Raw genomic sequence first — 12,927 nt, 5'->3', positions numbered from 1 at the left:
ACAATTACCACTTGAGGAGATTAAACTGCTCCATATCGACGGTATCACGGTTGCGATAAATGGCAAGCACGATCGCCAACCCTACCGCCGCTTCGGCTGCGGCCACGGTAATCACAAATACGGTGAAAACCTGACCCTTAATTAATGTTGAGTCAAGATAGTTGGAAAATGCCATTAAATTCAAATTAACAGCATTGAGCAGCAACTCAATTGACATCAGCACCCGCACAGCGTTGCGGCTGGTAATTAAACCGTAGATGCCGATACAGAATAAAGCGGCTGCAAGTAATAAAAAGTACTGGAGTTGCATGAATCTTTTGAGTTTTTATTCAGATATCAGTTGTTAGTTGTTGGTTTTTCATCATTCGCGACGAGAACCGCCTCGATAAACAGGAGAATCACCAGATTCATTGCTAATGCTGCCTATTGCTGCCATTTCTCTGGGGCGTTCTGGTAAAGTTAAAACGCTTTGTGGCAGTTCTGAAGAAGTCGTTGGTTCTGGTAAGTATTCGCGACGTGCCAAAATAATTGCTCCCACCATTGCCATCAGCAACAAAACAGAAGCTAATTCAAAAGGTAGTAGAAAGTCACTGAAGAAATGCTCGCCAATCAAAACTATTGAACTTTCAAACACTACTGGAGTAGTTGAGTAAGCCCAAGGGGTTGCCAATATCATCGTGCTCAAAAGAGCAAACAATCCCAGACTGACCACAGCCGTTAGTATTTTCCGTACCCAAGCACTAGGAAATGGTACAAAATTCTGCCGCTTGTTGACCAACATAATCGCAAACAAGATCAGCACGTTAACTGCCCCAACATAAATCAGTACTTGTGCTGCTGCTACAAAGTCACCATTCAGCAACAGGTACATCCCAGCGATGCTGATGAATACACCACCAAGCAAAAAGGCAGAATAGACAATACTAGAAGACAACACCACGCCAAGCGCTGCCCCAATCATCATTACAGCCAGTACACCAAAGGAAACAACCTGTACTCCTTCTGCTAGATTCACTGTTTTTTGTCCTCAATTCGGTTGTCATTGGTCATTGGTCATTAGTCATTGGTCATATGACCCTTCGGGTACTCTGTAAGAACCCCTGCGGGGAACACCAGTTGCTCATGCGGGAAACTACGGCCGCCTGGTTCGCCAGTTCCCTAAGGCAGGAAACCCGCCTACCCTACCCTGCGAGAACTTTCTTTGAGGGAACGGGAACGGTTTCGCCGAACAGGACTGGACTCACCACTTGCTTTAAGTCGGCAGAGCCGCTCAACGCAGTGACTCTCCAAGACCGCACTGGTTCACAAAGAACAGATGACTAACTAAATTTATTTTTCTGCTTGTTCTACCAAGTCTTGTGGAACCGCACCAGGAAGTGGAGCATCAGCGGGTAGATCGTGGGGTTCCATGACGCCTTTGGGCAGGTAAACTAATTCGCGTAGTGGTGTCACCATTGGGTCATTTGTTACCTTGTATGGCAAACGTCCCAAGGCTACATTGTCATAGTTCAACTCATGGCGATCGTAAGTGGACAACTCGTAATCTTCTGTCATTGAGAGACAGTTAGTTGGGCAATATTCCACACAGTTACCGCAGAAGATACAAACTCCAAAGTCAATGCTGTAGTGATTAAGCTTTTTCTTCTTACTGGCTTTGTCAAATTCCCAATCGACTACAGGCAGGTTGATTGGACAAACGCGAACACAAACTTCGCAGGCTATACACTTATCAAACTCAAAGTGAATCCTGCCACGAAATCGTTCGCCAGGAATTAATTTCTCGTAAGGGTACTGCACAGTAATCGGCCGCCGCCGCATATGGTCGAAGGTGACAGATAGCCCTTCACCAATGTAACGACCGGCTTGCACTGCTTCCTTGGCATAATCGCCAACTTGTTTCAGGAACTTTAGCATCGTGATTTACTCTTTCTTGTGTCAGTTGCCATTGGTCATTTGTCATTTGTCATTTGTTAGATAACTCATGACTCATGACTTGTGACTAACCACCGAAGGCGACGGGAAAAGCTAGTTTTAAGGCTGCGGTTAACAGGAGATTAACTAAACCAACTGGTAGCAAGAATTTCCATCCTAAATCTAACAATTGGTCAATCCGTACCCGTGGTACTGTCCAGCGCAACAGGATGGCGACAAATACTAGCAAGTAGGCTTTGAATACGGTCATAATAATACCCAAAGAAGCAGTTATTACTTGCAAGACGGGATTTGCTTCACTGATTCCCAAGAAATTAGCGATCATATTGATGGGAATGGGAAAATCCCAACCGCCTAGGTATAAAATTGCAACCAGTAGGCTAGAAAGTATCAAGTTGACATAGGAACCCAGGTAGAATAAACCGAATTTCATCCCAGCATATTCGGTTTGATAACCTGCTACTAGTTCTTCTTCTGCTTCGGGTAAGTCAAAGGGCAAGCGTTCACACTCAGCAAGAGCTGCTATCCAAAAGATTAGGAAACCAGCTGGTTGTCGCCAAATGTTCCAGCCCAAAATACCGTAGCCCGATTGCTGATTCACAATATCAACGGTGCTGAGGCTATTAGACATCATCGCGATCGCAAGCACACTCAGCGCTAAGGGAATTTCATAACTAATTGACTGCGCTGCTGCCCGCAAGCCCCCTAAAAGTGAGTATTTGTTATTAGATGCATAACCAGCCATTAACAAGCCAATTGGCTGAATGCTAGAGAGGGCAATCCACAAAAAGACCCCCATCCCTACATTTGTAATTACAATATTCTGTCCAAAGGGAACAATCAAAAAAGACAGAAACACTGGAATTACAACAATAATTGGACCGAGGGTAAACAGCCAAGGGTCAGATTTGGCTGGTACTATATCTTCTTTAAATACAAGCTTCAGACCATCCGCGACTGGTACCAGCAACCCAAAAGGACCCATGTATTCTGGACCAATCCGCTGCTGAGCTGCGGCGGAAATTTTCCGCTCCAGCCAAGTCGCAACTAGTACCCCTACCGTTGCCCCAATCAGCATCAGTATCATTGGCAGAGGCATCCAAATAGCTTTGGCTGCGTCTGATGGTAGTCCTAAATCCGTAAGGGATTTAATAAAAGTTCCTTGGAGGTCAATTCCTGAGTTCATGTTTCTGCTCTTTAAGTCATCGAGTCATGGTGAATTACAACTATTAGTTAAATTAATACCTGTAAGTTCACCCATTAATATCTCTACCGAAACGACGCCTGATTGAATTATGGATTGCTAATTCCCATGCCTAGTATATCGTTGGATGGTTTTAGCCTCGCTCACAGAAATCAGAAGTTTTACTGATGGAAAGGATTGGGATTCACGCATCAAAATCCTTTGTTACCTTCAGATATAGTCTTTAACATCTGAGGGAGCAGAAGGTTTAAGAAAGACAAGGAAAGGATGTAAATCAGGAAGAATTTGCTTCTATCCTACTTCTACTTTCTCTTATCTTCCTCATTCTTTCAGTAAGGCAACACAAAGTTCCCGCTCCATTTTGGCAACGGTTTCCGCTTTATACAAAACTCGTGATGCCCCCAAATTGGGAGCTTGTATAAGTGGCAGTCGGGCTGCCCATTAGCGTTGGTCAATAGCGATATAAGGAATCTCGTGGCGACCGTTGTAAATTTGAGTAGGACGGAAAATCCGGTTTTCTTCTAGTTGTTCTTTCCAGTGAGCTAGCCAACCAGCAACACGGGCGATCGCAAAGATTGGTGTAAACAAGTCTGTGGGAATACCCATTTTTCTATACACCAAACCTGAATAAAAGTCAACGTTAGGATAAATTCCTTTGTGTCCCAGTTTTTCTGCTACTACCTGTTCCATCTCTTGGGCAATTTCATAATACTTATCGTCCCCAAATTTGGAAAACAACTGCTCTGCTAATTCTTGCAAAATCGTTGCTCTAGGGTCTTTCACCTTATAAACACGATGCCCAAATCCCATAATTTTAGCTTTGCGTTGAAGAAGATCTTCTACATAGGGACGTACATTCGCCACCGAGCCAATCTCTTCGAGCATTTGAATCACTTCTTCGTTAGCTCCCCCATGCAATGGTCCTCCCAAGGTTCCCACTGCACTAGCAACTACAGCATAGGGGTCTGTTAGGGTAGAAGCCGTCACCCTGGCACTAAAGGTGGAGGCATTCATTGTATGCTCGACATGAAGTATCAAGCAGACATCAAAAATTCGCGCTGCCAACGGATCGGGTTCTTTCTCGTTGAGCATGTACAGAAAGTTGCCAGAGTAGTCTAAATCATCGCGCGGCCGCACAGGATCGTTACCCTTGCGCATCAATTGAAACGCCGCCACCATTGTAGGAATAGTTGCTATCAAGCGAACTACGGCATCTCGGATATAGACAGGATTATGTAAATCCCGGCGGGAGTAAAACAAGCCTAATGCAGCAGCAGAGGCTTGTAGAGCATCCATTGGGTGACCGCTTTCTGGAAAGCATTTCATCATATCCCGGATGCGATATTTAATCCGCCTGTGGTGGCGGACTTCATCCTCAAATGCTTCCAATTCTTCTTTGCTTGGCAGTTCACCCCAAATTAAAAGATAAGCAGTTTCCAGAAATGTACTCTTTGCTGCTAGTTCCTCAATCCGGATGCCGCGATATTCTAGTATTCCCTTTTGCCCGTCAACATAGCTGATACTGGATTGGGCAGCAGGAATGCCTTCCAAACCGGGCTTGTATTCGCACACCGACATGGCAACACCATCTGCTTTATAAAAGATTTGCTCAGGCTAACTTACCAGAAATCGTTATCGCAATAACAGTGACAGTTACAACCTAAGTTCTTTCATAACTGTTATTAAAAAACCGTTATAGCAAGTACTTGGGTGGTGTCAACCAATACATCTGACTACGACCCAGAGGCGAGCCTATTTCTGGTAGTTTTATCCCGATCATACCTGCTTTTTTCAAGACTAAGCTTGCTTTGGCTTGTCCCCAAAGAAGAATTTCTGCCCATTGGCTCAAATCAGGTTCGTGTCCCACCAGAGCAAGTTGGGTATTTTGGGGATAATTTCTTGGTTCTAGCCAATCTTTCAGCCAATTCTGGATAAGACTATCAGGAGCAAGGTGATGAGATTCCTCCATCTGAGAACTTAGCCTAGCTTCTAAGAAAATTTCTGCCGTTTGGCGCGCCCGAACTAGGGGACTTGTGACTATCAAATCAAAATGCAAATCTAGTTGAACTAATCGCTGAGCTACTTTCTTTGTTTTTTGTCTTCCTTCTTTAGTAAGAACTCGTTCCTCATCTTTAATCCCAACAGATCTTTCTTGCGCGATACCATGACGAATTAGATGAAGTTCCACAATTTTGTCCTTAATCTTTTATTTTTGTCATTTGTCCTTAAGAACAAAGCCCAAAGTCGAGCCACTGCATTCCTTAGCCACCTCCATGCGGGGGTTCCTCCTGCTGAAGGAAGTAGCATGTCGCTCTGCGTCGGAAAGCAGGTGGCATTGAGTGGAGGAAACCTCAGATCAGAACTTTGTAAGAGAGGACAAATAACAAATGACTACTCTGACTGAATTGGGTTGTCTTTAGGATTGACTAACTTAAGCAGTTTTTGTTTGATTTGAGTATCGAATACTTCCCATTTCATTTTTGCATAGGCTGAGTTTTCGTTACCGCCAGATAAGAAACCCATCGGAATCTCAAAGCCGCCTGCACCCGTCCTTCCTCCACCAAAAAAGCGCCCATTATTATCTTGACCAAAGGCTTCTTTAATAAATTCATCAGGATCGAGAGTAAGTTTGGTAGTTCTTAGAGAACCGATAACTACCTCTAGCTCGTCATCTTCATCGTGAACAATACCGTAAACTACAGCGGTGTGAACGTTTTCTTCGGTTACTAAGAAATCTGCCGCTTGTGGGATGGCATCTCGATCATCGTAGCGGATGTAACCAACACCAGCAATAGAAAAGTTATTTTGGACGATGCGGTTTTTGAGCGCACGCTCAATCACATCCATCACTCGCTTAGAACGATTTGCCTGTAAAATTGCGTTCAGCAATTGGGCATCATAAAATCGGCTGAGATAGGCAGCAGCCATAAAATCTTCTTCTTGTGCTTGCATCAGCCTATTTGTATCTGATCGCAAGCCATGCATCAAGGCAGTAGCACATTTTACGTGCTGGTTGATGCTGCTATCTAATGTTAGTAAGCCAGCTTGAAGATACTGAGTGAAAATCGTTGCTGTTGCTCGCACATAAGGACGGACATCAACGAATTCTGGCTTGAGATCCGCCTGTACGCTGTGATGATCGATGACAGCAACTAGTGGAATACCTGCCTGCTGTACCGTTGACAATAGCTGACTTGTGGTTCCTTGGTTATCAATTAATACAAAACCTTGGTAAGATGACAAATCTTTACCTTTAAGGGTTTGCAGTGTCCAGCGCTGGGCAGGTAAATTAGTGAGCTTGACTAAGGCAATATTTTCTTGGTGGCTCAAGGTTCCAGCATAAATAATTTCACATTTGATATCGTATTGCTGGGCAATTAATTGGTACGTCCAGGCACAAGAAAGGGCATCTGGGTCAGGAAAATCTTGCAGAAGTATTAGCTGACGTTCGTGTCGGTGCGCTAGAAAAGTCTTTTGCAGCTCTTCTGACTTCTGAGACACCAAGGAATTACCACGCTGAACTAGATAGATACCTCCTTCACTAGTCGATGGCGGGATGGAGGTTTTGCTAAGTGGGACTTCAACGACGGGAACTGCGTCTATTTCAGCATCCTCTTGGTTCGGCTCTGTGGTCAATGACAAACTCTCAAACTGCATCAAAGAAGAATTCAATTGCATATGGAATGTTTGTGTAAGCGTGAGGCTCCATTCATTAGTTAAGAAATATTACAATCAGTGTTACGCTGATTTCGCCACACATTACGATCATCGCAAAAATATAGAAGCGTGGCACTATATATCTCGGTCTATTTTTTATCAGGGAAAATAGTTAGCATTGACCAAATTCGGTCAGCATATCTAGATAGGTTCTGATAAATAAGATACTTAGTATTTTCCAATACATTTTAAGGTAAAATAGTTTTTTTCATTTTCTTTAATTTTCTTTTTTAGAGAAAATTAAACAAGACGTTTCTTCTCATCTTTGAGCTAATAGCAGACCTTTAAAGGTAAAAAAATTGTGGATATAGAGGCTTGCTTTAATAGGGATTTCTTTACCCAATTATGCTGCAAATTGGATATTTTTACAGAATTTTTGCCATTTTTTGAATTTATTGAGTTTATTAAGCTTTTAACTTCATATTTCAGAGTTAATCATGAATTAAGGTGATTGTGTAGTTCATAGTTTTATCCTATTAATTCATACGCGATTAAGAGTTATTTTTATTGTTAATCAAAAATGTCTTTTTAAGATGTATGTTAATAATTATGCGAATTTAGCACCTTTAGCAGAGTTTTTACTCTACTAAATGGTATTGTGAGAGACTGACGAATAATTAAGCTACTAGCTCATACTCTAATATGGTTTGGGAAAAGCGAATTTTAATGCATACTGATTTGCGCTAATAAAGCATGTTCATCAGTTCGCAATTGCTTTTGAGACATCACAGTAATGTCCTGAGCAATCTCAAACAGGAGCAGCCGTTAAATGATGCTCTATAAGTTCTAATGGTTAAGATAGTAGCTTCAAAGACCGATTACATATTTTTGCCACTCTTGGTGCAATCCACTTTTAAGGTGTTTACTGACCTCAAAATAAAGGCTGCTGTAAGGTTGACGAGGTGGATGACGTAAAAGCATGTGGGCTTCGTGGGGTGTGCGACTGCCTTTCTTGACATTGCAACGCACACAAGCTGTAACAATGTTTTCCCAACTATCTCCGCCGCCACGCGATCGCGGGATTACATGATCTAACGTTAACTCATCCCCAGTGTAACCGCAGTATTGACAAGTGTGACTATCGCGGTGCAATATGTTTCGGCGAGTCAGCGGAATTTCTTTATAGGGAACACGCACGTAATGACGTAACCGGATTACAGTTGGCAATGGAAAATCCGAGTACAAAAATTTACCGTTGTGTTCAACGCGTTCTGCCTTGCCTTTTATTAACAAAACCGCAGCGCGACGCCAGCTCGTGATATTGAGCGGTTCGTAAGAGGCGTTTAGGACTAAAACCTTCCCCATTGGTAAGCGCTCAAGGCATTAGTTTTACATATATTAACACAAATCTACTCTAGTTGAGAGATGAGAATAAATGATACTTCCGGCATAATTCTCAAACTAAATAATCAGTGTTAGGTAATAAATTTACTTAACCTCTACAGGAGTAAATTAACTTCAGTATTTCACTTTTGAGGATAGTTAGGAAATTGTCCCCTAAAGTTGTTAAGGCTCAGTTGTCAAAATCACTGATACCTGATATTTAATGACGAGTCGAAATCCTTCAAACCCAAAAGTGGGGTAGGAAAAAATTTTCAGGAACATTGTCTGAGATTAAGCACAAATTAACTATGTAGCGGTCTTGTGGCAATTCCATAATCAAAGGTAAACTTCCAGGTTAATCTGATTCCGTTTCTGAGAATGGAATAAATAGATCATCTGGAAGCCGATTACTGGTGTGATAGGAGTGAGTGAAAATGTTAAGTAGCAAGCAAATTTCTGGTGTAGCTTCTGAGCAAGAATGTGATACGTATGCTTGGTTCTCTCAACGCGCTTGGGTAGAAATTGATCTAGCGGCTTTGTCCCACAATGTCCGGCAGTTAGTCGGGTTTTTATCGCCACGCACCCAACTTATGGCAGTGGTGAAAGCTGATGCCTATGGACATGGAGCCGTGACAGTCGCTCAAACAGCATTAGAATCAGGAGCTAGTTGGTTAGGAGTTGCAACAGTACCAGAAGGTATTCAACTGCGGGAAGGCGGAATTAAAGCTCCAATTTTAATTCTAGGAGCAACCCACACACCAGAACAAATTCATGCGATCGCTCATTGGAAACTACAACCAACTCTATGTAGCCCCAAACAAGCCTTGGTATTCTCAGATACCATAGAAGCCATGAAGTATGCCTCTCCTTTACCCGTACATATCAAATTAGATACAGGCATGTCCAGGCTGGGAACTAACTGGCAACAAACAGGTGAGTTTGTGCAGTTAGTACAACGCTTACCTCATCTTGCTATTGCCAGCATTTACTCGCATTTGGCAACAGCAGATAGTCCTGATACTACAGTAATGAAAGAACAGCATAGACGATTTGAGGAAGCGATCGCCCAAATCAAAGCTATGGGCATAGAACCACCTTGCTTCCACCTAGCAAACTCAGCTGCTACTCTCACAGATTCAACCTTACATTACGACATTGCCCGCGTAGGTCTGGCGGTGTATGGACTTTATCCATCTCCTCATTTACAAAATAAGATTAACCTCCAGCCTGTTTTACAACTTAAAGCGCGTGTTACTCAGGTGAAAACAATTGCACCTGGAACTGGCGTTAGCTACGGACACCAATTTATTGCTCCGCACGAACTACGCCTTGCTGTCGTGGGTATTGGTTATGCCGATGGTGTCCCGCGTCATCTTTCTAACAAAATACAGGTATTAATTCGCGGTCAGCGCGTATCCCAGATTGGCACAATTACAATGGATCAGTTGATGGTGGATGTGAGTGCCATACCCGATATCCAAGAAGGAGAAATAGTTACCTTACTTGGGGAACAGGGACAACAAAGAATTACCGTTGATGATTGGGCAGAGAAGCTAAATACTATTTCTTGGGAAATTCTTTGCGGATTCAAGCATCGCCTGCCTCGGGTGGCGATGATGTAGCCTTAAATCCTTAATTAATAGAGGAAAAAAGGTAAAAAGCAGATTTTTACCTTTTTTCTTTATCTACCGATCTCTCAAAATTTAGAGTTTTCTAGCTATTTCCATAAATAATTTGTTGTGTTATATTAGGAAACTGATGCGGATGTGGCGGAATTGGCAGACGCGCTAGATTTAGGTTCTAGTTCCGAGAGGAGTGAAGGTTCAAGTCCTTTCATCCGCACTTTTAAGTAATAGCTGCCCCAAAATTTAAGAAAATTTGTACTCATAGTCACCCACTGTGGCCACTGCTTTGTCAGCTATGCTGGAGAAAAGTAGCATTGACAATGCTCCCCCAGCGCGGTTTTACTTCGTTGATCAAAATGCAAAATCTGTATTACTGCTAATTTTTATTTATGAACTTACTTGTAGAGGTAGGGAACTCTTAACTGGAAATAAAGGAGGCAGAGGTATACAGAATTTTTTTTAAAATCAAACTAGATTCTGCTCTAAAATCTTCTCTTCAAAGAGAATTTAGGCAGGGGTCACCTTTTGATAATAACTGCTGTCGCCCGATCGCAACAATGGCATCATAGCCGCAATAGTGTAATTGAGGAAATCGTTAACCGCAACGAAAACACTAATTTTAGACCGCTGCTATTAAAAGCAAAAGTAATTTTTATCACTTTTAAGTAAACATACTTATTGTTAAATAAACAGTAAGCTGAGTTTTTGTACTAATTTTTTCTGGGTGTAAATACGTAAAAAAGTAAGTAAATATTGTTTTTTAAGCAGTATTATTACTTTAAATTTAAAAAAAATGATACTCAGAAGCAAGCGACTTTATCTAGTCTTTAAATTTTATTTAATAATTGTCCAGACATCTCTGATAATCTCAGTATAAGTAAGTAAATTGACAATAACTTCATAATTGAATAAGACTTTATAATCTGAAAACAAAGCTACTGTTAAGTCTACTCAGAAATAGGACAAATATTTTTGTATGTTATGCTACAGGGCACCAATATTTTCTAGCTTGATTGGAATTGTATAAGAGCGTCGGTACAAGTTTAGCTTACACGTATTGAATTTAGCTGAAGTAAAAGCAAAATGAGCACAACTCCTATAAGTAGCTACAAGTTGTTCCAGAAATTACATCCGTTATCGCTGTTGGCACAACTCACCAGTAGGCGTGCTACAGGGTGCTTAAGGATATATACAGAGACTACTTCTTGGTCCATCTATCTAGAGGACGGTAAACTGGCTTACGCCTCTTATTCAGATAAAGTATTTGAAAGACTTGACAGTCACTTGCGGCGCTTGAGTCAGCAAATTCCGACTCTCAATAGCGCTACTAGGGTGCAAATGCGGCTGATGTTTGAAACAAATGATCAAAATCAGTCAACATCAAATGCAGATTATCATGCTATCTGCTGGTTAGCTGCTCAGGATTATATTACTTCTCAGCAGGCAGCAACCCTGATAGATGAATTAGCTAAAGAAGTGCTGGAATCATTTTTAGCTTTAAAAGAAGGAAGTTATGAATTTAATCCAGAAATTACCTTAGATGGATTACCAAGATTTTGTAGCTTGGATTTGCGGTTAATAGTCGAACACTGCCAAAAGCAGCTCAGAAATCGGCAAATTATCCAGTCACCACTTCCATCTGCTGGAGGTTCTCCAGTCGTGCATACAACAAAGCTACCTCAAACTCAGTCGCCATCCCAAACCAAGCTGGAACAACAATTACCCAAACAAACTAATTTTGCTTTAGCTGAAGAGAGAAACTATACATTTAGTCAAAGACACTTTAGCAAAGGGCTTTATACTATTGCCTGTATTGATGATAGCCAAACTGTGTTGAATTCTATTAAACACTTTTTGGATGAGGAAACATTTTCTGTTGTCCTAATTAACGATCCAGTCAAAGCTTTAATGCAAATACTCAGAAGTAAACCAGATTTAATTTTACTAGACATTGAAATGCCCAATTTAGATGGGTACGAACTATGTTCTTTACTAAGAAGGCATTCACAGTTCAAGGATACCCCGATTATTATGGTGACTGGTAGAACAGGATTTATCGATAGAGCAAAGGCAAAGATGGTCAGATCTTCGGGATATTTAACAAAACCATTTACACAACCAGATTTGCTAAAAATGGTGTTTAAACACATCGGTTAATCATTAAGAAATAGATAGTTAGTATAACTAACATCACATTTAGTAACACCAATAGCATTTTTTAGGAGATTTAGTAGTGAATCTTACTTTGATTAGCACAATTCTGATTGTTGAAGATTCTCCTAGTGAATTAGAACTAATGAGTTATTATCTCACAGAAAGTGGCTACAACGTAATTCCAGCTACTGGTGCAAAAGAAGCATTAGAAAAAGCTTTATTACAACAGCCAGATGTCATTGTCACTGATGTAGTTATGCCAGGAATAAGTGGATTTGAGTTATGTCGTTATCTCAAAAAAAATCCGGTTACACAGAAAGTTCCGATTGTAATTTGCAGTTCTAAAAATCAAGAAATTGACCGATTATGGGCAATGAAACAAGGTGCTGATGCTTACCTGACTAAACCATACACTCGGGAACAACTCTTACGTGCTATTAAATCAGTAGCAAATTGAATCCATGAATAGTTCAAAAAATTCACTTCCCACCAAACCTATCCCCAATAATTTAGGAGATGGCTATATCAAGTTTCAGCTAAATCAACAGACTGCGGCGATTTTAGCAATGAGGCACACGCAAGAAGCGATTATCATGCCTGTTGAGTCTGTTACCTCAATGCCAAATATGCCCGCCTGCATCCTAGGATTAATGAATTGGCGAAGTCGCATAATTTGGGTAGTAGATCTGCCAAGAATGCTCAATTTAGAATCTTTAGATAATAGGCTGCGGCAGTACAATGTGATTATTGTGCGGGTAGAATCAATGCTTTTGGGCTTAGTTGTACAAGAGATAAAAGGTACAGCTAAGTTCTTGCCTGATGAAATTTGTTCTCCTATAGGACAAGTAGCATCCAGTTTAGTACCGTATCTATCTGGATGTGTTGGGCAACAGCAAGAGATATTGCTGGTATTAGATGCACAAGCTATTGTCCATTCTTCTATTCTCCGCAGTGATTAGGGTGTACTACTAA

At 41.4% G+C, this 12,927-nt stretch carries 13 protein-coding genes and 1 tRNA gene; 6 read left to right on the top strand and 8 right to left on the bottom strand.

The genetic code is table 11. From position 1 onward, the window contains the following. Positions 1 to 4 precede the first annotated feature (4 nt). On the bottom strand, positions 5 to 310 hold the full coding sequence (gene nuoK, locus BV375_RS07740; protein ID WP_011319473.1) for an NADH-quinone oxidoreductase subunit NuoK: 306 nt from the start codon (positions 308 to 310) through the stop codon (positions 5 to 7). 51 nt (positions 311 to 361) lie between these two features. After that, complete coding sequence (locus BV375_RS07735; protein ID WP_086759023.1) at positions 362 to 1,015, bottom strand: NADH-quinone oxidoreductase subunit J; 654 nt, start codon at positions 1,013 to 1,015, stop codon at positions 362 to 364. A 107-nt stretch (positions 1,016 to 1,122) separates the two neighbouring features. Here BV375_RS07735 and BV375_RS35840 point away from each other — a divergent pair, with 107 nt between their 5' ends. Further along, a complete protein-coding gene (locus BV375_RS35840; protein ID WP_134075871.1) occupies positions 1,123 to 1,323 on the top strand; it encodes a hypothetical protein in 201 nt (66 codons plus the stop codon). Between the two features lie 6 nt (positions 1,324 to 1,329). Here BV375_RS35840 and ndhI read toward each other — a convergent pair whose 3' ends face one another. The 6 genes from ndhI to BV375_RS07705 all read right to left on the bottom strand — a co-directional run bounded on the left by ndhI (position 1,330) and on the right by BV375_RS07705 (position 8,158). Next, entirely contained in the window at positions 1,330 to 1,914 is a 585-nt protein-coding gene (ndhI, locus tag BV375_RS07730) for an NAD(P)H-quinone oxidoreductase subunit I (RefSeq protein WP_086759020.1), read from the bottom strand. An 85-nt stretch (positions 1,915 to 1,999) separates the two neighbouring features. Continuing rightward, positions 2,000 to 3,118: an NADH-quinone oxidoreductase subunit NuoH gene (gene nuoH / locus BV375_RS07725; RefSeq protein WP_086759018.1), complete on the bottom strand. Its 1,119-nt coding sequence runs from the start codon at positions 3,116 to 3,118 to the stop codon at positions 2,000 to 2,002. Positions 3,119 to 3,577: 459 nt separating this feature from the next. Then, positions 3,578 to 4,714 carry a citrate synthase gene (locus BV375_RS07720; protein ID WP_086759016.1) on the bottom strand — a complete coding sequence of 379 codons (1,137 nt, stop codon included), beginning with the start codon at positions 4,712 to 4,714 and terminating at the stop codon, positions 3,578 to 3,580. 115 nt (positions 4,715 to 4,829) lie between these two features. Then, the gene (gene sixA, locus BV375_RS07715) at positions 4,830 to 5,324 is read right to left on the bottom strand and encodes a phosphohistidine phosphatase SixA (protein ID WP_086759013.1); all 495 of its coding nucleotides are present in this window, start codon (positions 5,322 to 5,324) and stop codon (positions 4,830 to 4,832) included. A gap of 203 nt (positions 5,325 to 5,527) precedes the next feature. Continuing rightward, positions 5,528 to 6,814 (bottom strand): bifunctional oligoribonuclease/PAP phosphatase NrnA, encoded by a 1,287-nt coding sequence (locus BV375_RS07710; protein WP_086759010.1) that lies wholly within the window; start codon positions 6,812 to 6,814, stop codon positions 5,528 to 5,530. 846 nt (positions 6,815 to 7,660) lie between these two features. Further along, positions 7,661 to 8,158, bottom strand: coding sequence for an HNH endonuclease (locus tag BV375_RS07705; protein WP_086683665.1), 498 nt, complete (start codon positions 8,156 to 8,158; stop codon positions 7,661 to 7,663). A gap of 452 nt (positions 8,159 to 8,610) precedes the next feature. On the opposite strand from BV375_RS07705, the gene alr reads away from it, so the two are divergent. The 5 genes from alr to BV375_RS07675 all read left to right on the top strand — a co-directional run bounded on the left by alr (position 8,611) and on the right by BV375_RS07675 (position 12,914). Continuing rightward, entirely contained in the window at positions 8,611 to 9,798 is a 1,188-nt protein-coding gene (alr, locus tag BV375_RS07700) for an alanine racemase (RefSeq protein WP_086759008.1), read from the top strand. A gap of 138 nt (positions 9,799 to 9,936) precedes the next feature. Beyond that, positions 9,937 to 10,018 (top strand) — tRNA-Leu (locus BV375_RS07695). 866 nt (positions 10,019 to 10,884) lie between these two features. Then, a complete protein-coding gene (locus BV375_RS07685) occupies positions 10,885 to 11,958 on the top strand; it encodes a response regulator (protein ID WP_086759003.1) in 1,074 nt (357 codons plus the stop codon). Between the two features lie 76 nt (positions 11,959 to 12,034). Further along, entirely contained in the window at positions 12,035 to 12,412 is a 378-nt protein-coding gene (locus tag BV375_RS07680; protein ID WP_086759001.1) for a response regulator, read from the top strand. Positions 12,413 to 12,416: 4 nt separating this feature from the next. Further along, entirely contained in the window at positions 12,417 to 12,914 is a 498-nt protein-coding gene (locus BV375_RS07675) for a chemotaxis protein CheW (RefSeq protein WP_086758999.1), read from the top strand. Positions 12,915 to 12,927 lie beyond the last annotated feature (13 nt).

The sequence above is a fragment of the Nostoc sp. 106C genome (genome assembly GCF_002154725.1).
Taxonomy (GTDB): Bacteria; Cyanobacteriota; Cyanobacteriia; order Cyanobacteriales; family Nostocaceae; genus Aulosira.
This window is presented reverse-complemented; position numbering and strand designations above follow the sequence as displayed.